This is a genomic window from Bacillus sp. N5-665 (genome assembly GCF_022637375.2).
Taxonomy (GTDB): Bacteria; Bacillota; Bacilli; order Bacillales; family Bacillaceae_G; genus Bacillus_A; species Bacillus_A wiedmannii.
This window is the reverse complement of the sequence record NZ_CP093325.1, coordinates 3,874,642-3,898,136: the sequence shown is the minus strand read 5'-3', so window position 1 is coordinate 3,898,136 and position 23,495 is coordinate 3,874,642. Positions and strand designations below refer to the sequence as shown.

General features: G+C 34.8%; 25 protein-coding genes and 2 pseudogenes. 19 read left to right on the top strand and 8 right to left on the bottom strand.

Annotation, left to right across the window (positions count from 1 at the left end):
- The first annotated feature begins 110 nt into the window (after positions 1 to 110).
- The 5 genes from MNO09_RS22495 to MNO09_RS22475 are packed head-to-tail and all read left to right on the top strand — an operon-like array spanning position 111 to position 5,902.
- Positions 111 to 1,103, top strand: a complete 993-nt coding sequence (locus MNO09_RS22495; protein ID WP_000351833.1) for an ABC transporter ATP-binding protein — start codon at positions 111 to 113, stop codon at positions 1,101 to 1,103.
- A complete protein-coding gene (locus MNO09_RS22490; RefSeq protein WP_000714705.1) occupies positions 1,081 to 2,106 on the top strand; it encodes an ABC transporter substrate-binding protein in 1,026 nt (341 codons plus the stop codon). Before MNO09_RS22495 ends, MNO09_RS22490 begins: the two co-directional genes overlap by 23 nt.
- A gap of 12 nt (positions 2,107 to 2,118) precedes the next feature.
- The gene (locus MNO09_RS22485; RefSeq protein ID WP_088107012.1) at positions 2,119 to 3,789 is read left to right on the top strand and encodes an ABC transporter permease; all 1,671 of its coding nucleotides are present in this window, start codon (positions 2,119 to 2,121) and stop codon (positions 3,787 to 3,789) included.
- The gene (locus tag MNO09_RS22480) at positions 3,786 to 5,048 is read left to right on the top strand and encodes an MBL fold metallo-hydrolase (RefSeq protein WP_033657679.1); all 1,263 of its coding nucleotides are present in this window, start codon (positions 3,786 to 3,788) and stop codon (positions 5,046 to 5,048) included. The genes MNO09_RS22485 and MNO09_RS22480 overlap by 4 nt, the downstream gene beginning before the upstream one ends.
- Before the next feature lie 20 nt (positions 5,049 to 5,068).
- Positions 5,069 to 5,902 carry a hypothetical protein gene (locus MNO09_RS22475; RefSeq protein ID WP_000755322.1) on the top strand — a complete coding sequence of 278 codons (834 nt, stop codon included), beginning with the start codon at positions 5,069 to 5,071 and terminating at the stop codon, positions 5,900 to 5,902.
- A gap of 52 nt (positions 5,903 to 5,954) precedes the next feature.
- Here MNO09_RS22475 and MNO09_RS22470 read toward each other — a convergent pair whose 3' ends face one another.
- A complete protein-coding gene (locus MNO09_RS22470) occupies positions 5,955 to 6,377 on the bottom strand; it encodes a YfmQ family protein (RefSeq protein ID WP_000214598.1) in 423 nt (140 codons plus the stop codon).
- A gap of 41 nt (positions 6,378 to 6,418) precedes the next feature.
- Between MNO09_RS22470 and MNO09_RS22465 the strand changes: the two genes are divergently transcribed.
- From MNO09_RS22465 to MNO09_RS22430, 8 genes and pseudogenes are all read left to right on the top strand, one after another.
- Positions 6,419 to 6,535, top strand: a complete 117-nt coding sequence (locus tag MNO09_RS22465) for a hypothetical protein (RefSeq protein ID WP_002011946.1) — start codon at positions 6,419 to 6,421, stop codon at positions 6,533 to 6,535.
- Positions 6,536 to 6,600: 65 nt separating this feature from the next.
- Positions 6,601 to 6,762: a hypothetical protein gene (locus tag MNO09_RS22460; protein ID WP_000109005.1), complete on the top strand. Its 162-nt coding sequence runs from the start codon at positions 6,601 to 6,603 to the stop codon at positions 6,760 to 6,762.
- A gap of 161 nt (positions 6,763 to 6,923) precedes the next feature.
- Positions 6,924 to 7,559 carry a cupin domain-containing protein gene (locus MNO09_RS22455; protein WP_070168651.1) on the top strand — a complete coding sequence of 212 codons (636 nt, stop codon included), beginning with the start codon at positions 6,924 to 6,926 and terminating at the stop codon, positions 7,557 to 7,559.
- Between the two features lie 99 nt (positions 7,560 to 7,658).
- Positions 7,659 to 8,087 (top strand): annotated as a pseudogene (locus MNO09_RS22450) (serine hydrolase); the annotation flags it as partial.
- A 638-nt stretch (positions 8,088 to 8,725) separates the two neighbouring features.
- Positions 8,726 to 9,856, top strand: a complete 1,131-nt coding sequence (locus MNO09_RS22445) for an RNA-guided endonuclease InsQ/TnpB family protein (RefSeq protein WP_088107013.1) — start codon at positions 8,726 to 8,728, stop codon at positions 9,854 to 9,856.
- Between the two features lie 143 nt (positions 9,857 to 9,999).
- Positions 10,000 to 10,662, top strand: a pseudogene (locus tag MNO09_RS22440) (serine hydrolase); the annotation flags it as partial.
- Positions 10,663 to 10,784: 122 nt separating this feature from the next.
- Positions 10,785 to 11,360, top strand: a complete 576-nt coding sequence (locus MNO09_RS22435) for a histidine phosphatase family protein (protein ID WP_000208291.1) — start codon at positions 10,785 to 10,787, stop codon at positions 11,358 to 11,360.
- A gap of 89 nt (positions 11,361 to 11,449) precedes the next feature.
- Entirely contained in the window at positions 11,450 to 11,821 is a 372-nt protein-coding gene (locus tag MNO09_RS22430) for a hypothetical protein (protein WP_000461778.1), read from the top strand.
- Positions 11,822 to 11,860: 39 nt separating this feature from the next.
- Here MNO09_RS22430 and MNO09_RS22425 read toward each other — a convergent pair whose 3' ends face one another.
- Genes MNO09_RS22425 through MNO09_RS22415 form a run of 3 tightly spaced genes read right to left on the bottom strand, consistent with a single transcriptional unit; the run spans position 11,861 to position 13,460 of the window.
- A complete protein-coding gene (locus MNO09_RS22425) occupies positions 11,861 to 12,700 on the bottom strand; it encodes an alpha/beta fold hydrolase (RefSeq protein WP_070168654.1) in 840 nt (279 codons plus the stop codon).
- A 36-nt stretch (positions 12,701 to 12,736) separates the two neighbouring features.
- A complete protein-coding gene (locus tag MNO09_RS22420) occupies positions 12,737 to 13,066 on the bottom strand; it encodes a DUF3147 family protein (protein ID WP_000545632.1) in 330 nt (109 codons plus the stop codon).
- Positions 13,050 to 13,460, bottom strand: a complete 411-nt coding sequence (locus tag MNO09_RS22415; RefSeq protein ID WP_000651927.1) for a MarR family winged helix-turn-helix transcriptional regulator — start codon at positions 13,458 to 13,460, stop codon at positions 13,050 to 13,052. The genes MNO09_RS22420 and MNO09_RS22415 overlap by 17 nt, the downstream gene beginning before the upstream one ends.
- A gap of 124 nt (positions 13,461 to 13,584) precedes the next feature.
- Here MNO09_RS22415 and MNO09_RS22410 point away from each other — a divergent pair, with 124 nt between their 5' ends.
- Positions 13,585 to 14,412 carry a PP2C family serine/threonine-protein phosphatase gene (locus tag MNO09_RS22410; RefSeq protein WP_002096740.1) on the top strand — a complete coding sequence of 276 codons (828 nt, stop codon included), beginning with the start codon at positions 13,585 to 13,587 and terminating at the stop codon, positions 14,410 to 14,412.
- A gap of 42 nt (positions 14,413 to 14,454) precedes the next feature.
- Here the strand turns inward: MNO09_RS22410 and asnB are convergent, their stop codons facing one another.
- On the bottom strand, positions 14,455 to 16,278 hold the full coding sequence (gene asnB / locus MNO09_RS22405) for an asparagine synthase (glutamine-hydrolyzing) (protein ID WP_000334038.1): 1,824 nt from the start codon (positions 16,276 to 16,278) through the stop codon (positions 14,455 to 14,457).
- A gap of 269 nt (positions 16,279 to 16,547) precedes the next feature.
- Between asnB and MNO09_RS22400 the strand changes: the two genes are divergently transcribed.
- Complete coding sequence (locus MNO09_RS22400) at positions 16,548 to 17,114, top strand: sigma-70 family RNA polymerase sigma factor (protein ID WP_000840017.1); 567 nt, start codon at positions 16,548 to 16,550, stop codon at positions 17,112 to 17,114.
- Entirely contained in the window at positions 17,111 to 18,211 is a 1,101-nt protein-coding gene (locus MNO09_RS22395; protein WP_000653173.1) for a DUF4179 domain-containing protein, read from the top strand. Before MNO09_RS22400 ends, MNO09_RS22395 begins: the two co-directional genes overlap by 4 nt.
- A gap of 40 nt (positions 18,212 to 18,251) precedes the next feature.
- On the opposite strand, the gene MNO09_RS22390 is transcribed toward MNO09_RS22395, so the two are convergent.
- Positions 18,252 to 19,325 (bottom strand): WD40/YVTN/BNR-like repeat-containing protein, encoded by a 1,074-nt coding sequence (locus MNO09_RS22390; protein ID WP_000825327.1) that lies wholly within the window; start codon positions 19,323 to 19,325, stop codon positions 18,252 to 18,254.
- 212 nt (positions 19,326 to 19,537) lie between these two features.
- Between MNO09_RS22390 and MNO09_RS22385 the strand changes: the two genes are divergently transcribed.
- Both MNO09_RS22385 and fbpA read left to right on the top strand, forming a co-directional pair.
- Positions 19,538 to 20,437 (top strand): cation diffusion facilitator family transporter, encoded by a 900-nt coding sequence (locus MNO09_RS22385; protein WP_000510057.1) that lies wholly within the window; start codon positions 19,538 to 19,540, stop codon positions 20,435 to 20,437.
- A gap of 193 nt (positions 20,438 to 20,630) precedes the next feature.
- A complete protein-coding gene (fbpA, locus tag MNO09_RS22380) occupies positions 20,631 to 20,801 on the top strand; it encodes a Fur-regulated basic protein FbpA (RefSeq protein WP_000098301.1) in 171 nt (56 codons plus the stop codon).
- A gap of 56 nt (positions 20,802 to 20,857) precedes the next feature.
- Here fbpA and MNO09_RS22375 read toward each other — a convergent pair whose 3' ends face one another.
- Together MNO09_RS22375 and MNO09_RS22370 are read right to left on the bottom strand one after the other, a co-directional pair.
- Complete coding sequence (locus tag MNO09_RS22375; RefSeq protein ID WP_002096738.1) at positions 20,858 to 21,529, bottom strand: GntR family transcriptional regulator; 672 nt, start codon at positions 21,527 to 21,529, stop codon at positions 20,858 to 20,860.
- 16 nt (positions 21,530 to 21,545) lie between these two features.
- The gene (locus MNO09_RS22370; RefSeq protein WP_000371450.1) at positions 21,546 to 22,511 is read right to left on the bottom strand and encodes a DMT family transporter; all 966 of its coding nucleotides are present in this window, start codon (positions 22,509 to 22,511) and stop codon (positions 21,546 to 21,548) included.
- 255 nt (positions 22,512 to 22,766) lie between these two features.
- Between MNO09_RS22370 and MNO09_RS22365 the strand changes: the two genes are divergently transcribed.
- Positions 22,767 to 23,426, top strand: a complete 660-nt coding sequence (locus tag MNO09_RS22365; protein ID WP_000119207.1) for a class I SAM-dependent methyltransferase — start codon at positions 22,767 to 22,769, stop codon at positions 23,424 to 23,426.
- The last annotated feature ends 69 nt before the right edge of the window (positions 23,427 to 23,495 follow it).

Below are 23,495 nucleotides of genomic sequence, written 5' to 3'. Positions count from 1 at the left end.
ATAGTTTATTAGAAGTTTTTTAATTTAATCTTTACAGTACATTAACATTCAGTATAAATCTTCCAGATAGAATGAAAGCAGGTTAAGAGTGAGGGGAAAGAGGTGAAACGATGGATATTAAAATTTATGGATTAGAAAAGAAGTTTGGAAAAACACAGGCGTTAAAACCGTTACAAATTGTCATGAAACAAGGTGAATTCACTACACTTTTAGGGCCTTCGGGATGCGGAAAAACGACTTTACTTAGAATGATTGCAGGACTTGAAGAGCCAGATAAAGGTGAAATATATTTTGGAGATAAGTGCATGTATTCTGGTGCGAAAAAAATAAAAACATCTCCTCATGAACGTAATATCGGTATGGTATTTCAAGATTTTGCTTTATGGCCGCATATGACAGTATTTGAAAATGTTGCATTTGGTTTAAGGGCTACAAAGCAAACGAATCAATTACGGGAAAAAGTAGAAGATGCAATAAAGCGAGTTCGCCTGCAAGGGATGGAGAAAAGGTATCCGCATGAACTCTCTGGTGGACAGCAGCAACGTGTCGCATTTGCTAGAGCGATTGTAACAAAACCGCATTTTATTTTGTTTGATGAACCGCTGAGTGCACTCGATGCAATTTTGCGAGAAGAAATGCGATTAGAGCTTATGGATATCGTTCATTCGATCGGTTTAACGGCCTTGTATGTCACGCACGATCAAACAGAAGCAATGTCAATGTCAGATCAAATTATTGTCATGAAACAAGGAGAAGTATTACAAAAAGGAACACCAGAAGACATCTATGTGAAGCCATCTCATGAATTTGTTGCAAAATTTGTTGGTAAGGCAAATTGGCTTGTAGAGGGTAAACAAATGATTCGTCCAGAGCATGTGAGCTGGACGAAAAATGAAGTGTGCGAAATGTATACAGGTGAAATTCAGCACGTTACATATGTAGGAGAACGGTATGAAATGAAAGTAAACATGGGTGCACTTGGAATATGGACAGCTTATCACAATAGTAAATTAAGCATCGGTAAACCAGTATCGTTATATGTGCCCAAAAAATGTATTCATCATATAGGGGGAGAATCGTATGAAGAAATTCAGTTCGCTTAAGTCTTTATTTGTATGTACGTTATTATTTTCTGCTGTAGTAACAGGGTGTAGTTCAAAGACAGGTAGTGCAGATGCCAAAAATAAAAATGCGAATGAAAAGAAAATTGTTGTATATAGTGCGGGGCCAAAAGGATTAGCAGAAAAAATACAAAAGGACTTTGAAAAGAAAACAGGTATAAAAGTAGAAATGTTTCAAGGAACAACAGGTAAGATTTTAGCGAGAATGGAAGCTGAAAAGAAAAATCCAGTCGTTGACGTAGTCGTACTTGCATCTTTACCAGCGATGGAAGGATTAAAAAAGGATGGGCAAACGTTAGCTTATAAAGAAGCGAAACAAGCTGATAAGCTTCGTTCTGAATGGTCAGATGATAAAGGACATTATTTTGGATATAGTGCTTCAGCATTAGGAATTGTGTATAACACAAAAAATGTGAAGACAGCGCCTGAAGATTGGAGCGATATAACAAAAGGGGAATGGAAAGGAAAAGTGAATCTTCCGGATCCAGCACTATCAGGTTCAGCATTAGACTTTGTGACAGGATATGTGAAAAAGAATGGAAAAGATGGATGGAATTTATTTGAACAGCTTAAGAAAAATGAAGTTACAGTTGCGGGGGCAAATCAAGAAGCGTTAGATCCAGTTGTAACCGGTGCAAAAGATATGGTCATTGCTGGTGTTGATTATATGACGTACAGTGCAAAAGCAAAGGGCGAACCGGTTGATATTGTCTATCCAAAAAGCGGAACAGTTATTAGCCCACGTGCAGCAGGTATTATGAAGGATAGTAAAAATGTAGAGGGTGCAAAAGAGTTTATTGATTATTTATTATCAGATGATGTGCAAAAACAAGTTTCTAAAGCGTATTTATTACCAGGCAGAACAGATATAAAAGCTGAAAATAGACCAAATGTAGAAGAGATTCCGGTATTAAATATTGATTGGAAAACAGTTGAGAAAGAACAAGATGAAATAGGAAAACAATTTAAGAAAGTATTTCAATAAGATGGTGATTACATGGTAAATCGATTCATATCAGTAAGACAAGTTGGAATGACGGTAGCGTTATTACTTGTGGCGATGTTAATCGTCATTCCGCTTTTTCTCATTTTATTTTCTAGTGTATATGAAAATAGTAGTTGGAATTTTTTAAAGCCTTTTGAAGTGATGCAGAGTGGTGGATTAGCCGGGATTTTTCTAAACTCGATGCTTCTAGGTGTACTCGTAGTAATAGAAGCAACCGTATTTGCATTTCCATTGGCGTTTATTATGAGCAAAACAGATGTTGGAAAGTATAGTAAATTGGATATTATTTTTATGATTCCATTTATGACTCCGCCGTATATTGGATCGATGGGCTGGATTTTGTTCATGCAACCGAACGGATATTTCGAACAGTTTTTCCCGATGCTAAAGACGATTTCATCTTCGTTTTTTAGTTTAGGAGGTATGGTTTTAATTATGAGTCTGCATTTATTCCCATTTCTTTACTTTATGTTGAAAAACACGTTACTTCAAATTGGAAGTAGTAAAGAAGAGGCTGCAGCGGTTCATGGTGGGAGCTTTTTCTATCGTTTACGAAAAATAATATTACCATTATTAGTATCAAGTTATGTAATGGGTGCTTTACTTATTTTCGTAAAGACGATTGCTGAATTTGGAACACCGGCTACATTCGGACGAAGAATAGGATTTCATGTGTTAACATCAGAGATTCATAAATTTATTTCGAGTTGGCCGATTGATTTTAGTAGTGCAACAGCATTATCTTCTTTATTACTTAGTGCGTGTATGCTCATTTGGTATATGCAAAATGTATTGAATCGAAAGTATTCATATGCAATGGTTAGTGGAAAAGGTGTGAAGTCTAAAAGGTATACTTTGTCTATATTTACACGCATTGTAGCATGGGGCTATGTAATTGGTTTATTAATCGTATCAATTGGAATCCCGTATTTTTCTATACTGATTGCTTCATTATCAAAATTAAGAGGCGGTGGCTTACATATAAACAACTTTACAACGAGCCATTATGAAGCATTGTTTACAATTGGATCTCCAGGATTAGAGGCTTTATGGAACAGTTTTCTTTTTTCACTTATAACAGCGATTATTGCTGCTACTATTGGAGTGTTTTTGGCGCTTATGATTCGAAAGGGGAAAAACTCTTCTGAAAAATGGCTTGATATGTGCGGTATGTTACCGAATATGGTACCAGGAATCGTGATGGTTGTAGGGCTTATTTTATTTTGGAATTCACCCTTTATGCCCATGTCAATTTACAATACGCCAGTCATGGTTATCGTAACGTACGTTGTTCTTTTTTTACCTTATACGGTGCAATATGTAAAAGCATCGCTCGTGCAAATTGATGATTCTCTAGTACAGGCAGGAAGTATTTTTTCTGGAAATTATATTTATATTTTTAGAAAAATAATATTACCTCTTATTATCCCGGGAATTCTTGCTGGGTGGGCGATGACATTTACAATCTCGATAAGAGAGTTAGTAGCATCCCTTCTCGTACTGCCTCCATCAGTAGAAACGTCAGCAACATTTATTTTTGCTCAATTTGAACAAGGAGAAGTATCTATTGGCATGGCAATGGCTGTCGTTTCAGTTGGACTTACAACAATATGTTTATTACTTCTGCAACATATGGAGCAAAAACGAAAAGGGGTCGCATGATGAGGATAGAAGTATGGGGAGGAGCGGGAGAATACGGTCGCTCCTGCTACTTCGTAAAAAATAAAGAGACGAAAATAGTATTTGATTGTGGTATTAATCGATCATATGAGGATAGTTATCCAAAAATAGATAGGGAAGTTGTACCGTTTTTAGATGCAGTATTTTTATCACATATTCATGAAGATCATACGATGGGCTTACCTTTATTAGCGAAGTATGGATATAAGAAAAAAATTTGGACGACTCGTTATACGAAGGAGCAACTTCCCGCTTATTACGAAAAATGGAGAAATTACAATTCGACGCAAGGATGGAATGTACCTTATAACGACCAAAATGTTAAAGGTTTAAATTATGTTTGTATTGATGAGATTAGTAATCCGAATGAATGGATACAGATTACTCCTACATTACGATTTCAATGGGGGTATAGTGGGCATGTATTGGGGGCTGTTTGGTTTTTAGTGGACATGAGTCATACATATGTATTTTATTCTGGCGATTATTCAGCAGAGTCTAACATACTACGAGCTAATTTACCTGAGAAGTTGCGTGGCGATATAAAAGTCGCAATCGTAGATGCCGCTTATCATACTGATGATGTTTCGCAACATGAACGAATAAATGAACTGTGTACAGAAATTGAACGAGTTGCGCAAAAGAAAGGAATAGCATTATTGCCATTGCCACCGCTTGGTAGGGCGCAAGATATCGTATTGTATTTATATGAAAAATATAAAGAACTTCCCATTATAGTAGATCAAGAAATTTTGGATGGATTCCAAGAGATGTTCGTATATAAAGATTGGATCAAAAATAATGAAGAACTTGAAGGGCTTATGGAGAGTTTAAAAAGAAACATAATCGTTATGGATCATGACTTTGGTACGCAAAATAGTTATGGAATAGTTATAATGAGTGATGCGAATATGCAAACGAAACGAGCGCAGTTATATTATGAACAACTGCGATATGAAGAACGACATTCCATTATATTTACTGGACATATTGCTAAAGGGAGTTTTGCAGACAAAGTTTTGAAAGAACGTGCAGGTAAAGAATGTAGGGTGAAGCGAGTTCCATATAAAGTTCATCAAAGTATAAGAGATGTGAAAGAGATGTTAAATACATTATTACCAGAACATACGGTGTTAGTACACGCTTTGAAAGAGGATACGGATCGATTACAGAAAAAGCTTAGCATAGCAGGATATGAAAATGTGTATTCACTAACTATGGAACGTATAGAAGTCATTTAAAATGTAAAGGGGATAGGTATATGAAAAAAGTATTTGTATTCGTAAGCATTTTCTTTTGTTGTTTCCTTTATAACGTTAAGGAAGGGTTTGCTGCCAGTCCGATGACACCTAGTTTTGAAGTGAAATTATTATTAAAACCAGAACAAGTATTAGGTTATAACAAAGAGATAAATCAAGAGGTACTAGAATATTTCAAGGCTGGTACAAATTATGAAAGAATACAAGTGCAATTTTTAGATACGGCAAATAAAAATTTAAGTAATGAAGGTTGGTTTGCGAGAATTCGAAAGAAAGAATTTAGTAAAGATTTTGAGCTAACATATAAAAAAAGATATCCCATTCAAAATGGTGTAATTCAAGATGCACTAGAAGTGGCTAAAAAGGATGGATTTGATAGTAAAACTGATAACTATGAGGCAGAAATAGATTGGGGATTTGAGAAGAAAACGTTAAGTATTTCAAATAAGAAAAGCTACAGTGCTAAAGGATATGGAGTACTTGATTTACCAAAAGAACGAGCTGCTCAAAACATGTTAATAGAAAAGTTGCCAGGGAAAATGAACAAATGGTTGTATACGAATTGGGGAGAAGAAATGCTCAAAAATTCTCGTATTTACGGTCCTGTATTAATGAAACGGTATACAGGGGAGTTTGAAAATATAAAAACGAATATTGAAGTTTGGCCACTAAGTAATACAGGGAAAATAGAAGATGATTTCGTAATAGAAGTATCGTTTAAAACAAATGAGGAAAGTATTGCAACAAAACAAAGAGAATTATTAATGAAGAGTTTAGAACAAAAAGGATGGCTGTTACCGAAAGATAGTTTGAAGACAGAGCTTATTTTTCAGTGAATAGTAAAAAGGAATCCATATTCCATGGATTCCTTTTTCTAATATATGAGTATTAAGCTAAATCAGCTGACACGAACATATCATTATTTTGAAGGTTTTTAGAGCGTAAACTATAAGCAACTACCTTCTTTTTATGTTGCTTTACAACATCAACATGCTCTTCATGACTATAAATAAAAAAGATAAAATCTTTTTTACCACGTTTTGCATTGATAATTAAAGGCGTGCCCTCATTGTGTGGTGGTGCGTAATAGCGATCTAAAAATAAACCTTCGTTAAAATCATGAATAATTTTGTATTTTTGTTCGCCTTCTAAGTTATTTCCATTGATTGTAACAGTCGCATTCTCTTCTTCAAGTTGCGGATGTGTTTCGTACTTGCTAATAATGGATTCAATAACAGTGTTAGGAAGGCTCGAAACGATAATTTTAAATGCTCCAAATACAACTAACATAACAATAAACCAAGTCGTCATAGTATATCATCCCCTTTTTCCTATTAAATAATATAACTCATATGGTAATAGTACATATGGTGAAGTTTTGTATAATTTGTGAAAAATATGCCATTTTTACGAATGAAATATTAGAAAAATCAATTTTGTTACAAAAAGTTGAAATCGAAGTATTTTAAGAGAAAAAGGTTTATAATAAAAATATAACTAATAACCACATTACTAATTATAAGGAAGTGTAACTATGAGTACTGTAACAATCGTGTATGGTATTATTCTTTCCACAATTATCATTTTATTTTTCGTTGGGGTTTCACGTTATATTCATAAATGGAAAGAAGGCGTTGCGAAATTAAATCACATTGAAGAAGAACTTAGTGATTTAATGTTACATCATGGTAAGTAAAAAATTTATTTTTTAACTAAATAATGTGAAGAATATCACAAAACATGCTCTCCTTATGAAGGCATGTTTTTTTGTTATGTGAATGATAGGCACATTCATACATTTTTTCCATACGATACAGTGTGAAACTAGAAATGTTCGGAGTGGAAAAGAGGGATAAAATGAGTAGTTCAGGTTATGTTCCAGATAATAAAAATTTAAAGAAAAGTTCAGGAACTCCAAACCTTTTCTTTGATTCGAGAAAAAACATCTTTTTTAAAAGAGATGAGAAAAACGTTGCCTATGAAGTTACGTCAACGCAGTTACCAGCAATGATCGGTGGAGCGTTTGTCGATTTATTTATGACAAAAGGGCACATGCGGGAACCACATTGGCATCCGAATGCGTGGGAATTAGATGTTGTAGTATCAGGAGAAGCAGTTACATCCATTTTAAATCCGGAAACGAATCAATTGCAAAATTATCATGTAAAAGCGGGGCAAACTGTCTTTATTCCAATGGGATGGTGGCATTGGATTACAGCGATAACAGAAGAAGTACAATTACATTTGTTCTTCAATAACGATCAGTTTGAAACAGCAGAAGGATCAGACATACTTAGATTAACTCCGCCAGAAGTATTTCAAGCTGCATACGGTGTAAGTGCAGAAAAATTAGGAAAGGACCTTTCGCCAATTAAGGAGTCAGTTGTAATTGGTCCTCCTAACTCAAATCGACTAAATAGCATTAAAGAAAGTCACGACTCAAATATAATCGTTACGTTAAATGGACACATAACATCATGTGAAATAGAGTAACTCTTTCTATTTTAGGAAGAGTTACTCTGTTTTGTTTAATTTTGTAATTCAATTCGTTATAATTATTATATAGAAGGGAATTTCTAGAGGGGGCATATTGTGAACATATTAAAGATTATAGGAATTGTTGCAGGAGTCATTATAGTAGCCGTTATAGCTTTCTTTGTTATTATGAAGTACTATTTGTCAAAAGAAGATCCTGATTACGTATTAAAGTACATAAAAGAACATAAAGATGATAAAACATGTTCATTACTAATTAGAAAAAATGGGGAAGTATTAACATCTATAAATGAAAATGTAAAATTGCCATTAGCGAGTACGGCAAAAATCGTCATAGCAGTTGAATTTGCTAAGCAAGTGTCAGAAGGAAAGATAAGCCGTGATGAACAAATTTCACTGCAGGAGATAGAAAAATATTACGTTAATAATACTGATGGTGGAGCGCATCCTGACTGGTTAGAAGATGCCAAAGCGAGAGAATTAGTGAAAAATGGACAGATCGCTTTAGAAGAAGTTGCAAAAGGGTAACTAACTGTTACGATTTATTTAACCAATTATAACGAAAGTTAATTAAATATATCAGTAAGCCCTGCTAGTCAAGTGATTGGCTAGTAGTGAGGGTTAACTGCGGGCAATCCCTAAAGCTGATTGAACTACAGCGTGGCTAGAAATGGTGAGCGTGAATGTCGCGAAAGCAGAAAAAATCAATCAGATGGTGCAAGGTTAAATCCTAAACACTAGAACAATGGGTCTTCCGCCTCGAATCATCTAAGTCAAAATGGATAAGATGAACGTTCAACGACTATCTCGTATAACTGACGAGAGTACATCACAAGCCTATGGTGGTGGAAAAATCCTCTATCTTTAAGTAGATAAACATATAGTCTGCGCTCATGTGAAAACATGAGAAGTTCATAAGAGAACTGGCTAAGGAATTGCGCCCTTAGTTGAACAAGATAAATTTTATTGAATCTATCAAACTTCATCGAAAACATCGAACGTACGTGCTATTTTTTCAATGAGGTGAGAATAATAATGAAATTTTCACGAGTTAGTCAAGTATCAGAATTAACAGGTTTGCATCCGAGTAGTCTAAGGAGAATGCTGGTGGAACACGCTACTATTCAGAAGAACAAATCTTTCATTAAAGGAGTTAAATTCTGATGATATTGGCGAAGAAAGTCAGACTAATTCCAACGCCTGAACAAGAAAAAGTGCTTAGAAACCATGCTGGTGCTGCAAGATTTGCTTATAACTATTGTAAAAGAATGAGTGATAGATACTATAAGCTATTTGGAAAATCTGTTTCACAGTTAGCTTTACAGAAACGATTTACAAAGATCAAGAAGCGAAAGCGATATGAGTGGTTAAATGACATCAATGCACAAGTTCCCAAACAGGCTTCAAAGGATTTTGATACGGCGAGGAAACATTCGTTCAAAAAGTACAAAAATGGTTATCACACTTCTTATAAATCCAAAAAAGATTTAATTCAAGGATTTTATGCCAATTATGAAAGACTGATTATAGGAAAGAAAGTAGTTCATATTCAGTCTATTGGAGAAGTGAAAACAAGCCAACAACTACCAAGAAACAAAAAACCATCCAATCCAAGAGTTACATTTGACGGTCGTCACTGGTGGATTAGTGTAGGGTTCCAAGAAGATTTTGAATCCCAAGAACTAACCAATGAGTCGGTTGGTGTGGATGTTGGTTTAAAAGAGCTGTTTGTAGCTTCTAATGGTACGAAAGAACGAAATATAAACAAAGATGCGAAGGTTAAAAAGCTTTTGAAAAGGAAAAAGTCAGCACAAAGAGATATGTCTAGGAGATTTAAAAAAGGTGTAAAAATTCAATCTGCCGGATATGAAAAAGCTAAAACTGAGCACCTGCGGTTATCTAGGAAAATTACGAATATCCGAAATAACCATATCCATCAAGCAACAGCTAAATTGGTGAAAACCAAACCAATGAGGATTGTTGTGGAAGACTTACCTATCTCAAACCTGTTAAAAAACAAAAAACTATCGAAAGCATTTTCATTTCAAAAATTAAACTTCTTCTTTCAATGTTTGTCATACAAGTGCGAGAAGTATGGCATTGAGTATGTAAAAGCTGATAAATGGTTCGCCTCAAGCAAGATTTGTTCATGTTGCGGAGTAAAATACGACCATTCAGTTCAACCAGAAGGACAGTGGAGTTTAAAAATACGTGAGTGGTGTTGTGTTGGATGCAATAGCCATCACGATAGGGATGTAAATGCTTCGATAAATTTATCAAGATGGGTAAAATAAATGCTTGATAATAGGAGGTAACGATACTGCCTCGTGTGGAGTGTTATACCCCTCGTCCCTTCGGGGTTGCGAGAACACGATGAAGCACTAACTTGTGTGAATTTGATTGAATTGTATAGATTTAGTTAAGTTTATCGTATCGGATGATTCATTATAGTTCTAATGCAAATACAACATATTTGTTAGATAAGCTTGGAATAGAAAGGGTAAATGAAAGTATAAAAGAATTAGAGCTTACTAGTCATGACAAATTCTCTTCGTATACTGCTGCACTATATATGAGAGGGTATGTAGAAAAAGAGCTTCATGAGCCAGAAAATCAATCATTAGAAATGATACGTAACATGTCAAAGGATGAGTATAATAAACATGTATTACAAATTCATGAATGGATGAAAGATGAAGAAGAATGGAAAAAACGGGATATTCCATTAAAGGTAGATATGGAATTTCAGCGAATTTGGTCAGATCGATTAGTGAGTGCCAACGCTAAAGATTATATGAGTATAATGAAAAAGATAAATAGTAGAAATTATTTTCCAAAATCAATGCAAGAAGAAATTGAGAATATTTTCAAAGGAACAGTTAATAATAGTAAGTTAGAATTTGCTGGTCAAAAAGGTGGCTCTACCGCATTCGTATTGACAAAAAGTTTGTATACTACAGATAAGAAGGGGAATAAGGTAGAAGTTGTAATTATGTTTAACGATATAGAAGATCAAGTTGCATACCAAAAGCTGAGAAATAATATAGATTATTTTATTCAAGATGCTATAACAGATGAAGAGTTTAGAAAGAAATTATAACGAAATAATTTTATTATGTAAACAAGGGCGCTTTTTAGAAAGCGTCCTTTTTCTTTTTATAATACAGGATTTCTTATTTGCTTCATTGAATATAGATTGAAAATAAGAAGGGAAGTTGAAAAATGACCACAATATATTTCGTTCGCCATGCCCACTCTACATATACAAAAGAAGAACGGGAAAGGCCTTTATCTGAAAAAGGTTTGTTAGATACGCAGCATGTAACACGCTTATTAAAAGATAAACATATTGATGTTGTGATTTCTAGTCCGTACAAAAGGGCAATGCAAACTGTGCAAGGAATTGCGAATACATATAATTTATCAATACAACTGGAAGAAGATTTACGGGAAAGGCTATTAAGTAAAGAACCAGTACAGGATTTTAATGATGCTCTTCAGAAGGTATGGGAAGACTGGACTTTTGCATACGAAGGCGGAGAATCAAATGATGTAGCGCAAAGACGTGCTGTAATATGTATGCAAAGTATATTAAAAAAATATAAAGGTAAGAATATTGTAATAGGTACTCATGGGAATATTATGGTATTACTAATGAATTATTTTGATTCGAAATATGATTTTCAGTTTTGGAAAACCCTTCATATGCCTGACGTGTATAAATTAACTTTTGATAATAATTGTTTCAGTTCTGCTGAAAGAATACAGTCTACAGATTATCAGATAAATAATTTGTAAAAGTTTATCAAAAAAAGAGGAAAGGGAGAAGTTATTGTAGAAGTATGACTTTGTAACATAAAAAATATGTGTTAAAGGAGGCTGTTTACATGTTTGAGAAAGAGAAAGAAGGGCTTATTGAAGTTCAGAACGTATTTGAAATTGTACCAGCAGATGGAGCAATTATTGGTATGGCAACGGAAGAAGAAATGGAAATTGCTGCTGAACTAGAGCTGCAGTACTATGCCCATTCTCGTTTGCTAGAAGCAAATATTCAGTTAGACGGTTCCTCCTACAAAGAGTTACTTCAGGAGTTCCAGGAGTACGAAAGAAAATCAATGAGCTTTTGGCGATCAATACATAAGCGTTTAGCTGTGCCATGGGCATGGGTATTACGTATTGACGTTGCGAATGGCCCTATATATGTAAGTAATGGGAATTCGTATTACGAAGAAATCGATGATGAAGAAGATTATGAATAGATAAGTAAGGAAGCAGCTTTAGTTGCTTCCTTTTTTTATTTATACAGATTGAACAGCTTCAATAATAATATCTGGTCGATCATTTTCAATTCCGTGACAAGCATGTTCGGCAAGTATATATTGGCTATTTATTGAGAGTTGTAATTGTTCATGAATCAGTTCTTGCCACATTGATTCAAGTTGTGTCGCTTCCTCTTTTGGCATGCCATCCTCAGTCAACTGAGTAATAGAATATTGAGGGTCCCTACCAATAACGATTAAAGGTGTTTCTAATGTTTTATATAACTCTTTTATTAAGCGAGCACAATTTTTCCACGCACATAGTTCAGAAGCTGTCGCTTTATATAATAGAGGAGAGGTAGAAAATTCAATGTACTGTCTTGATTGATCAACGAGTATAGGTTTTAGTTCATTATAAAGCATATCTATATCCATTTTGGAGTATGTAATATATTTTTGAAGCCACATATCATCCGAATCCGTTTGATCAGAAATTGGTAAATGCAGTTCATCTAATCGGTGTAAGTTCATAGAAGTAGAATCAACTAAAATAAGTGCTTGCAGCTTATCTTCATGTAACATCGCAAAATGTTGTGCACATAAGCCTCCATAGGAATGACCGATTAAAATGATAGGCTCGTGAATAGCAAGTTCATGTAGTAACATATGAAGTTCGTTTGTCGCTTGTCTTGTAGTACGCGAATAATTTCCTAGTTCACTTTTTCCGTAACCTGGGCGATGGTATGAAATGACTGTAAAATGTTGTGAAAGTTTTTCTATAATAGGGAGCCAATCATAAAATGAGCAACCCATTCCGGTTTGAATAACTACCGTTTGTTTACTACTTCCTTTTATATATACTTCTATTGTTTGCCCCAATACCTCTACAAATTTATAAATAGTAAACCCTCCTAACTAAGCTTGAAATAATTTTTGACAAGCAAAAACGATACACCAAACACCTATACCAAACAGGACAGATGTACTAAGTGAAAAGGAGTTTTTTAGACCAATATAGACGATAAATAATAGTAGTGCAGATGCAGGAAATCCATATAATACACCTATAGCAAATTGACTTAATTCTTGTTTGTTCCCGCCTTCGAAAGAAATCCAAAATAGGCTTAGTAAACTTACAAGAGGTAGAGCAGCAATAAAGCCGCCTATCGTACTATAATGTTTGGCGACTTCAGTAATAACGCCGATAATAAGTGCCGAAACGATTACTTTAACGAGGAAATGCATATTTTGCCTCCTTAGCTAATAACGAAAAGGCTTTTTCAATTAATTGTTGTTCTTCTTTTGATAACTGTGATTCTAATATTTTTATCTTTTCTTTATCTAGTAAAGTATGCTTTTCTAATACTTCAATGCCGTCTTTCGTTAAAGTAAGGTTTACGACCCTTTCATCTTGTTTATTTCTTTCTTTCATGATAAATCCTTTTTGAATAAGGCGCTTTACGTGTTCAGACGCTGTGTTATGAGAGAGACTAAGCTCAATAGCGACTTTTCCAATTGTTATATCTTTCTCACGAGAAACGATTTGTAAAATACGAATGGCTTGGTGGGAAAGGTTGTCTTCATATTCATATCGTAAGTGATAATAAATACTTTCCCAATGTTGATTGATGTCTTTCATAATGATAAATCCCCCTATTTTTATATCGTATAGTAAGATATATTCGTGAACGAAGAAATAAAATCCTTTTATTTGGATAAAAAATGTTGAAAAAGTTTATTTTTATTGAAATATAAGGTAATCTATGTGTAAAGGTATACATTTAGCAAGAGAGAGGATGATAGCTGTGAATACATTCAAATGGATGAGTCATGAACAGATGTATGTAGATGAAATACATGTTGAAAAATGTGGTCCTCTTTCAGTCGGCGTATATGGGGGAAATCAAGAAAGTGATGCATATGAAAGAGGAGATGCGGTGCTTGCTTGGTGGGATCCTGAATTACAATTTGAATTTGTTATGATTTTTGATACACACCACAAAACAAAAAATATCGATTATATAATAGAAGCAATTTCAGAAAGAAAAGAGAAACTAAAAGAGTTATTTTCTTACCCGATACATTTAGCTTTTCATCATACGCATATGTACTTATTAGCTTTATTTACAGATGAACTGTTTATTGAAAAATGTGATCAAGATGATGAGGAACTTGCATGCTTAATTTGTTTGCGAAAAGGCGAATTTTTATATTGGCTATCAGTTGGTGATTGCTTCGCATATTTATTCCATTCTGAAAAAACGAAGAATGGTAAAGGGCGGTTAAATAAACGGAAGAATTACGAATATATTGGTAGGAAAAATATTTTTGCTGCAAATACACCTTGCTTTACATCAGGTGTCAGAGGATTAGAAAAAGGAATGAATCACATTGTAATGGCAACGGACGGTATTTTAGAGTGTGATAAACGAAAATTTGATGATGATCAATCTTTAGTAGAAATATTGCACGACGGAAGTTGCTTACAGATTGAGCCAGTATTAACAAATGTACTGCAGTGGAAAGGTAGAGATTGTGCCACTATTATTGGGTGGTCTATTGACACTGAAAATAAACGATGCGCTAATTAATATAAAAGGAGTTCAAGGTTTTTATCCTTGAACTCCTTTTTGTTAAGCAATATGAATATGATACGTTTTCAACCATTCATTTACTTGTAGCATATATTCCATAGCACTTCTTGCTTCAAAATTGTTAATTTCTTTATTACTTTGATCGGCAATGGCAAGTAATGTGGAATGATTAATAAGTGAGAAGATAGGATTGTTTTTATTACTGCACATGTCGAGTGATAAATGACGGATTGTTTGTAAATAATGTGGATCTTGTGAAGTTGGATAAGCACTTTTTCTTCTATTGCGTACATCGTCAGGTAAAGCAGGTTGCAGTGCTCTACGTAAAATGCCTTTTTCAATATTATCAATGCTTTTTATATTGAAAGGAACGTTCCATAAATATTCAACTAATCTATAATCGCAAAACGGTACACGAACTTCAAAGCCTACAGCCATACTCATACGGTCTTTACGATCAAGTAAGAATGGGAGAAATCTCGTTAAAAATAAATAAAACATTTGACGTTGTTTCGCGGATTTTTTACTTTCACCTTCAAGAGTAGGTACTTCAAGTATCGCTTCTTGGAATCGTGTATCAATATAGTTTTCTAAGTTGCATTGGTTATTTACTTCATTTAGTAGAAGAGGGGAAGTGTTTTTCCAATTTGTTAGCCAAGGAAATTTATCGACATATAGTAATTCTTCTTGATGAAACCAAGGATACCCGCCGAATACTTCATCAGCAGATTCTCCGGATAAAGCTACAGTTGCATCTTTTTTCATTTCGCAAAATAGTAAATATAGTGAAGTTTCCATTTCGCCAGCACTCGGTAAATCTTTTGCACGGAGAGGGACGAATAAGTGATTTGCTAATTCTTCAGCATTCACAATAATATCATGATGCGATGTCCCTACATGTTCAGAAACGCGTTTTACCCAAGGAGCGTCTAAACCAGTGCGAGCAAATGTCAGCTCGAAATCTTTTGCGCTATTTACAAAGTCAACGGAATACGTATGAAGTGTTTTATTTTCAGTGGCAAATTCTTTCCCCGCTAGTGCAGTAATACCGCTAGAATCTAACCCGCCCGATAACATGCAGACGAGAGGAACATCGGCAATTAATTGTCTTTTTACTGTATCTTGTAAAATAGATAAAATATGTGATGATGTATCTTCAGTACAGTCTGTATGAACTTTACTTTCTAAATTCCAATACTTCTTAACTACTTTTTTATCACGTGTAAACGTTATAGAATGTCCAGCACGAACTTCTTGAATATGTTTAAAGACGCCACATCCTGGAGTTCGAAATAAGCCTAATCCAAATATTTCGTTTATGCCATTCGCATCAATTTCAGCAGGAACAGATGGATGAGCTAATAATGCTTTAATTTCAGATCCGAAAATAATGCTGTCATTTCTTTCAGTATAAAAGAGTGGCTTTACGCCTAAATGATCACGTGCTAAAAACAACTGTTGCTTCTGATCATCCCATAAGGCGAAAGCGAAAATTCCGTTTAAATGTTGTACGCAATCTTCTTTCCATTCTAAATAAGCATGTAGTAACACTTCTGTATCTGAATGCGTTTCAAATGCATGACCACATTTTCGAAGTTGCTCTCTCAGTTCACGGAAATTATAAATTTCTCCATTATAAGTAAGAGCATACGTATAATCACCAGAACGAAATGTCTTCGGCTGTGTCCCGCCTTCTGGATCAATTACAATTAAACGCCGGTGTGCAAAGGCCGCACGTGGTGAAAACCAAAATCCTTCAGCATCAGGACCACGATGCTGAATACTATTTGCCATCTTTTCTAAAATAACATGTTCATTGGAAAGATCCTTACTCCAATTTACCCAGCCTGTAATTCCACACATACACATCTCATCTCCTAGTTTAAAATGTTGAAAAGTAGATTAATGAAATAAAATGTACATCAAGTTAAAAAGTCACTACATAAATAGTGTACTACATGAATTAAATTGCAGACTTGAGAAAATTTTCTTTGAACGCATAGTTATGTGAGACAATAGCTAAGGGAAAGTATTCCATTACATACAAAAAATAAAAAAGATGAGAGAAAATATTTTGTAAGACGTTATATAGGGTGTAAAAGCTTTTACAAAAAAATAAGGGGAATCGCTACATGAAATCAAATGAGAAAAATTTTATAAAAAGATTACAACGGCAAAAAGAAGATGCGCTAGAATTTGTTGTCGATACATACTTACCACTCATAAAGGGGATTACGCACAAAGTTCTTCTTCCGGTTCAAAATGATGGATTAATAGAAGAATGTATAAATGATATTTTTCTTTCCATTTGGAATAACGCAAATAAGTTTCATGGAGAGCCGAATGATTTTAAAAAATGGATTGCAGCGATTGCAAAGTTTAAAGCAATTGATTATTACCGAAAAGCGACTAATAAAGTAGAAATTATTTCAGATGAGTTTCATATCAGTACGGAAAAGTCAGCGGAAGACGAATTAATCGTTATGGAAGATAGGGAAGAATTAATGCAGCTTCTTAACCAATTAGAACCGTTAGATCAAAAAGTATTCATTATGAAATATCTTCTCGGTATGAAGACAGAGGAAATCGGAGAGAAATTAGGATTAACCCGAGCAGCCATAGATAACCGGGTGTACCGGGGAAAAAAGAAACTACAACAAAATGCTACGAAAATTAGTTTTGGAGGTAGTGCAATATGAAAGACATTTATGAACTATTAAATGATATTGATATAGATGAAAATGAACTTGAGGAAATTGAGGCTTCTGAAATTGAAAAAGAAAAAGTGAAACGTAATGTAAAACAATCGATACGTACGAAGAAAAAGATGAAAAGTTGGAAAAAGGGTGTCGCTGCTGCATCTATTTTAGTAGGGTTATCAGTTGCAACGCTTGGTATCGGGTTTCCTACATATGCCGGGGGATTGCCAATTGTAGGTGACATATTCCGATTTTTAGATAATGGTAGAACAGGGTTATATGAAAATTATAAAGAGTTTTCGACTGAATTGAATATGACGAGAGAGAGTAATGGGGTTAAGGTTACAATTAATGATGTAATTTCTGATGGCAGAACATTATCTATAACGTATTCACTGGAAAGTGAGCAAGACTTAGGGGATGATCCTATTATATTAGGCGGATTGGATATAATGGACGCTCATGGTAGTTCAGGAAGTGGGAAAATGACTAAAGTTACTGAAAAAAAGTATGTAGGTATGGTAACAACGACGCACCATGATATTAATAAAAAGGACAAAGTAAACTTTAGATGGAATATAGAGGGAATAGAGATGCCAGATAGGAAAAAATCAATACAAGGTAATTGGAATTTCGCATTAACTGTAAAATCAATGGATAGTAAAGAGAGAACAATTGGTGGAAGTTCGGAAAAAGAAGGTATAAAAGCAAATATGGAAAAGGTCGCAATGTCGCCGGTTTCATTTATTCTTTATTACAATCAAGAAGTTTCTAAGGGTGCGAGGAAAGAATGGGATAGTGTAGATGTTGAATTGACGGTTAAGGATGATCTAGGGAATGATTATTCGGGTGAAGGAAATGGGGGAAGTGGCAACGATCCTTACAATATTCGATGGAGTGCCACATTCCAAAAACTAAACGAAAATGCAACAAAGCTTATCGTTACACCTCACGTGCACTTGCGAGTTCATACACCTGAAAATCATGGTGGAGTGGAATATGTGAATGGAAAAGAGAAGAAAATTGAAGTGCCGAAAAAAGAAGAGAAGAGTAAAGATATTGTTCTAGATGATATCGTAATTGATTTAAAGAAATAAAAGAGAGACTGCCTAAAAACATTAGGCAGTCTCTTTTCCGTTAAAAACTAGTTACGAGTAATGCATGCGGATGCTGCTTTTTATACTCATCTTTCCACGGAATATTTAGTTGTTCCCATGATTCGCCGCTATCATTGGATTGAAACATGCCGTTGTTATTTAAAGTGTAAAATGTATGTGGTTCTGCTGGATTTGTCGCAAACATTGAAATGACTGTACCAATTGCAGATGGTAGACCTTGCTGCAATTGCTGGAACGGAGTATCTTTCGTTTTACGATAAATATAAGATTCATAAGGAATACGGTGATGAGCCAGGTCAGCACTTGGTGCGGCAGAAACGAGAATCGTATCGCAATCGGCCGGATCGATAGCCATGCTGTATAAATAATGATGTTCAAGTCCTTCACTGCATGAGATCCAGCTGTTTCCATTGTTATAACTTTCAAGGTATGCGCGATCAGGTCCGCCCATAAATCCGTCACCACATGATGCATAAAGGCGATTTGGAGCTTCAGGGTGCATAAGTAATTGATGAGCGTCGATAGGAGCACCGAATTTTTTATCAATCCATGTATGCCCTCTATCATTACTTTGAATAACAGCACCAGCTTCAATTGAAACATGGATTGTATTTGGATTGTTTGGATCAACTGTAATCCAGCGTACATGATGGGTGAAAGGTCTAGGCGGAAAAGCCCACGTGTAAGAAGATAATAATGATTTCATATTTTTAAGTTCAGTCCACGTTTCACCACCATTTTCCGAACGGAATAAAGCGCTCGGTTCTGTGCCGACATAAACGACGCCATAGCCGTTAACTTGTTCATTAGGACTTATCGTAATGGAAGTTATCGAAGAGTGTAAAATCCCATCTTCTTTAGGGAAATCAAAGTAACGATATGAATCTCCAATTGGTTTCCACGAATCCCCGCCATCGTCGCTTAACCATAAACCTCGTCCAAATGTTCCGCAGTATACACGATTCTTTTGAAATGGATCAACAGCGATACAGGTAGGTTGCATATTTTGTAAGTGATACGCTGTTTCAAAGTGACCATATTGTTCTTTCACTACAACAAGTTCTCGCTCCATACAGAGAAATAAACGTTTCATTTTAGTAACCTCCTTAAAAATTCTTTCATTAGTAAGTAATATGAAGCTGAAAAAGAAGTAGTCTTATTTTTTGTTGAGAAAAAGGACTTGTTTGAAAAATAGCGAAGTGTGTAGGTAGAGGAAGCGGACGTTTATGGGCAGTTAATGGGGGATAAAGAGGGGGAGTTTGTTTCATACTAACATACAGATATTGCACTTAAAGGAGCATTTGTATGGGACATTCACATGATCACGGTCATTCTAACAATAAAAAGGCGTTACTAATTGCTTTCGTATTAACGACAAGTTTTATGATTGCTGAAGTGATTGGGGGATTTGTAACAAATAGTTTAGCACTACTATCTGACGCGGGGCATATGTTAAGTGATGCAGTATCCTTAGCGTTAAGTTTACTTGCGTTTAAGCTTGGAGAAAAAACAGCAACAGCTGCGAAAACATACGGGTATAAGAGAGTCGAAATGTTAGCGGCATTATGTAACGGTGTCGTTCTTATTGTCATTTCAGTATACATTTTTATTGAAGCAATTCGCCGTTTTAAAGAACCAGTTGAGATTGCTAGTAATGGGATGCTCATTATTGCTGTACTTGGTCTGCTTATTAATATTTTATCAGCTTGGATATTAATGAGAGGCGGAGATGTGAAGGGTAACTTGAATTTAAGAAGTGCTTTCCTACACGTATTAGGCGATCTATTAGGATCAGTCGGAGCGATTATTGCAGCGCTATGTATTAAATTTTTCGGATGGACTGTTGCTGATGCGATTGCTAGTATTCTTGTGTCTATTTTAGTCATTATTAGCGGATGGCGTGTAACACGTGATACCGTCCATATATTAATGGAAGGTGCACCGCAGCACATAAATGTTGAAGAGGTAAAAAGTACATTATTAAATATTACGGTTGTAAAAGAAGTTCATGATTTGCACATATGGTCTGTCACATCTGATTTTCAAGTATTAACTTGCCATTTGATTATTAAAGGTGATGAAACGCAAAATGTATTAAAAGAGGCTACGGATGTATTAAAGGAGAAGTTTCATGTAGAACATGTCACTATTCAAGTAGAAATAGATGGTGAATTTAATCATAGTGAGACAACTTGCAAAGTATGAAAGAAAAAGGATTAGAAAAAGTGTCATAACATTTTTCGCGTGACATACATATATATAATGTGGCCACAAATACTTTGTAAGGTAAATATTTCATGAAATTACTTTACTTATAAAGAGTCATCTTTTATAATCTAGAGTGGTAATTGATAAAGATTATCATTTTCAATGATCGTAGAAAGGAGTTTTTTAAAAGATGAGTAGTCAACTCCGTTTTGCTGTTGAAAATCGTAAGAGGCATTTAATTGATGAGTTAATTGGAGCAGGTGTGTTTAAGATTCGCGACCGACAATTATACGAGCTGTCTTTAGAAGAATTGGAAAAAGAGTACGAAGATATGGAAGATTATGCAGATATTCAGGCATAGCTATATAGATTAGTAAAAGGTGAGCTGGTTACGATTTTGTGTAACCAGCTCTATTATTATTTCGTAGAAATTATTTTTGATATTTCTTTCATTGGACGGAGCCAGTTTTGAGACATCATTTGTTCCATTTGTTTTTCGTCCTGCTTTTGCAATGCTTGAATGATAGAGTGATGTTCTTCAATAGATTGACTTGCCGGAACAAAGTTTTGGAAAAACAAATATTCAAGGCGTAGAACATGAAGTTGCATATTTTCTAGAAAGGGTTCAATATATTGGTTTTTAGCAATAGAAGAAATTGTATTGTGAAATTGTATATCTAGTTTTAAAGCTTGTTTTGCGTTTTTCTTCTCTATAGAGCGCTGAAAATCAGCATTTATTTCAGAAAGTAGTTTCAAATCAGCGTCTGTAATGTTTTGAAGAGCTTGCTTTCCTATAATAGAGTGAAGACCAGCCATCGTTTCATAAATGATAGGAATGTCGTCTAACTTAATAGGAGAAATTTTTGTTTTTTGTCCAGGTACCATTTCCACTAATCCAGAAAGCTCTAATATTTGAAGTGCCTCTCTTACAGGTGTTCTGCTTACTCCTAGTGCTTCAGCCAATTCCCCATCATTAATTTTTTCATCAGGCTGCAGTACACCTTCAATAATCCAATCTTGTAGTTGATTTAAAACGAGTGATTTTGCCGAAACTCTTCCTTGTTTTTTATAATTTTGAGGGATAGGCATAGTGAATTCAATCCTTTCATTGTATATTTTCTTTTTTCTCATGAACAAAATTTAATTCCTGTTTCCCTTCATCCGGTTTTTGGCTTAAGATGAGCACCATTACAATGACACAAAAAGCACCTAATAACTGAAAAGATTGAAAGGGTACGTGTAATATAAGTACAGAAGAAATAATAGCTGCGAGTGGTTCAGTACAACCGAATAATGTCGTTTCTTTCGGAGTCAGGTATCGTATGCTGTCTAAGTATAAATAAAATGCAATCAGTGTCCCGAAAATGACGACAAATGTGATGAGCGGTAGGGTACTTAGTTTTACATATTTCATAGTCGATAATAAAATGAATTCGTTTGTAGAAATAAAGTGTAGAATCGTAACGCCAATACCCCCAATAATCATGCCCCATCCAACGATAACAGAGGAAGACCATCTTTCTAGTAATGTCTTGGAATATAAACTATAAAAAGCAAGAGATAACCCAGATAAAATACCCCAAATAATAGCCGGTGTAGAAACAGCTAAGTTATGAACAGACCCGTTTGTTAGTAAGAGAAAAGTGCCTACTAATGAAAGGGTAATGGAAATGAAATCAATTTTTGATGGCTGAACGTTCCATTTGAAAAGTAAGTATACAGTAATAAATATAGGAGCTAAATATTGCAATAATGTTGCGACGGCAGCGTTCCCTTCTTTAATAGAAGCGAAGTACGTGTACTGTACGGCAAGCATACCGAATAGGCCAAACAATATCATTTTAGTAGCATCAGATCTTTGTTTCCATATGCCGAATATTTCTTTTTTTCTCGTTCCGAATGATGAAATCATGAGCAATATAACGCCAGATATAAGCAAACGAATTGTAACTAACCATTCAGTAGAAACATTTTCATATTGAAAAAGTTGTTGTGCAGCTGTCCCGGACAAGCCCCATAAACAAGCACCAATTACAACCATAATGATTCCTTTTAAACGATTTGGATCCATATAGTTTTAATTCTCCTTTTCTAAAAATTCGTTTTGGATACAATATGCAATATATCACGAATTGAATAAAAAATAAACTGAAATTTCTGTGTTAGAAGGTGGGGATTTTAGTAGTTCCAGTTATGTTTACGATACAAGTGAGTAGGTGAAATAAAGCGAGATAAAATTATAAAATTAAATCATAATCAAGAGGATAAAAAAATAAAGATAAGAGTAATTTGGTTTGTTAAAAATATGTGTAGAAGGAGAAATGTGATGAGCTGGGTTACTTATAAACCAACATTTGAATTTGATCAATATAGTCCATATATTCGAATGAACTCTGCGTGGGTGGGACATTTAAACTTCGCTTATGATTTAGTAAGATTTGAAAAACCAGAAATATTAGTTGAGTTAGGTACACATTTAGGAGCTTCTTTTTTTAGTTTTTGCCAAGGGGTAAAAGATGGAGGAGTATCTACAAAATGCTTTGCTGTAGATACTTGGGCAGGAGATGAGCACACAGGTCCATATGGAGAAGGTGTTTTTCAAATAGTGAGTAAATTCGTGAGCACGAGTTATCCTCAAATAGGGAATTTAATTCGGTCTACTTTTGATGAGGCTGTGGATCAGTTTCAAGATGGAACGATAAATTTGTTGCATATTGATGGCTATCATACGTATGAAGCAGTTTCTCATGATTATAAAACATGGTTACCGAAACTTGCGAATAACGGTATCGTGTTATTTCACGATATTGAGGTGAAAGATCGAAATTTCGGCGTGTATAAATTTTGGGATGAGGTCAAAGCGAAGTACCCTCATTTTCAGTTTGAGCATTCATATGGGCTCGGAGTGTTATTTCCGAAAGGTTGTAGTGATAAGTTTGTGGAAATACTTAAAAATAAAGAAGAAATACAAAATATGTATAAATAAAAGTGGAGCATGCATCATTTTAATGATGTGTGCTTTTTTGTGGGGAAAAATGGTAGTCCTTAAAAGGTG

What these genes read in the sequence shown, in the direction of transcription:
- MNO09_RS22495 (WP_000351833.1), top strand. Translation starts at nt 111, where the DNA reads ATGGATATTAAAATTTATGGATTAGAAAAGAAGTTTGGAAAAACACAG.
- MNO09_RS22490 (WP_000714705.1), top strand. Translation starts at nt 1,081, where the DNA reads ATGAAGAAATTCAGTTCGCTTAAGTCTTTATTTGTATGTACGTTATTA.
- MNO09_RS22485 (WP_088107012.1), top strand. Translation starts at nt 2,119, where the DNA reads ATGGTAAATCGATTCATATCAGTAAGACAAGTTGGAATGACGGTAGCG.
- MNO09_RS22480 (WP_033657679.1), top strand. Translation starts at nt 3,786, where the DNA reads ATGATGAGGATAGAAGTATGGGGAGGAGCGGGAGAATACGGTCGCTCC.
- MNO09_RS22475 (WP_000755322.1), top strand. Translation starts at nt 5,069, where the DNA reads ATGAAAAAAGTATTTGTATTCGTAAGCATTTTCTTTTGTTGTTTCCTT.
- MNO09_RS22470 (WP_000214598.1), bottom strand. Translation starts at nt 6,377, where the DNA reads ATGACGACTTGGTTTATTGTTATGTTAGTTGTATTTGGAGCATTTAAA.
- MNO09_RS22465 (WP_002011946.1), top strand. Translation starts at nt 6,419, where the DNA reads ATGGTAATAGTACATATGGTGAAGTTTTGTATAATTTGTGAAAAATAT.
- MNO09_RS22460 (WP_000109005.1), top strand. Translation starts at nt 6,601, where the DNA reads ATGAGTACTGTAACAATCGTGTATGGTATTATTCTTTCCACAATTATC.
- MNO09_RS22455 (WP_070168651.1), top strand. Translation starts at nt 6,924, where the DNA reads ATGAGTAGTTCAGGTTATGTTCCAGATAATAAAAATTTAAAGAAAAGT.
- MNO09_RS22445 (WP_088107013.1), top strand. Translation starts at nt 8,726, where the DNA reads ATGATATTGGCGAAGAAAGTCAGACTAATTCCAACGCCTGAACAAGAA.
- MNO09_RS22435 (WP_000208291.1), top strand. Translation starts at nt 10,785, where the DNA reads ATGACCACAATATATTTCGTTCGCCATGCCCACTCTACATATACAAAA.
- MNO09_RS22430 (WP_000461778.1), top strand. Translation starts at nt 11,450, where the DNA reads ATGTTTGAGAAAGAGAAAGAAGGGCTTATTGAAGTTCAGAACGTATTT.
- MNO09_RS22420 (WP_000545632.1), bottom strand. Translation starts at nt 13,066, where the DNA reads ATGCATTTCCTCGTTAAAGTAATCGTTTCGGCACTTATTATCGGCGTT.
- MNO09_RS22415 (WP_000651927.1), bottom strand. Translation starts at nt 13,460, where the DNA reads ATGAAAGACATCAATCAACATTGGGAAAGTATTTATTATCACTTACGA.
- MNO09_RS22410 (WP_002096740.1), top strand. Translation starts at nt 13,585, where the DNA reads ATGTGTAAAGGTATACATTTAGCAAGAGAGAGGATGATAGCTGTGAAT.
- asnB (WP_000334038.1), bottom strand. Translation starts at nt 16,278, where the DNA reads ATGTGTGGAATTACAGGCTGGGTAAATTGGAGTAAGGATCTTTCCAAT.
- MNO09_RS22400 (WP_000840017.1), top strand. Translation starts at nt 16,548, where the DNA reads ATGAAATCAAATGAGAAAAATTTTATAAAAAGATTACAACGGCAAAAA.
- MNO09_RS22395 (WP_000653173.1), top strand. Translation starts at nt 17,111, where the DNA reads ATGAAAGACATTTATGAACTATTAAATGATATTGATATAGATGAAAAT.
- MNO09_RS22390 (WP_000825327.1), bottom strand. Translation starts at nt 19,325, where the DNA reads ATGAAACGTTTATTTCTCTGTATGGAGCGAGAACTTGTTGTAGTGAAA.
- MNO09_RS22385 (WP_000510057.1), top strand. Translation starts at nt 19,538, where the DNA reads ATGGGACATTCACATGATCACGGTCATTCTAACAATAAAAAGGCGTTA.
- fbpA (WP_000098301.1), top strand. Translation starts at nt 20,631, where the DNA reads ATGAGTAGTCAACTCCGTTTTGCTGTTGAAAATCGTAAGAGGCATTTA.
- MNO09_RS22375 (WP_002096738.1), bottom strand. Translation starts at nt 21,529, where the DNA reads ATGCCTATCCCTCAAAATTATAAAAAACAAGGAAGAGTTTCGGCAAAA.
- MNO09_RS22370 (WP_000371450.1), bottom strand. Translation starts at nt 22,511, where the DNA reads ATGGATCCAAATCGTTTAAAAGGAATCATTATGGTTGTAATTGGTGCT.
- MNO09_RS22365 (WP_000119207.1), top strand. Translation starts at nt 22,767, where the DNA reads ATGAGCTGGGTTACTTATAAACCAACATTTGAATTTGATCAATATAGT.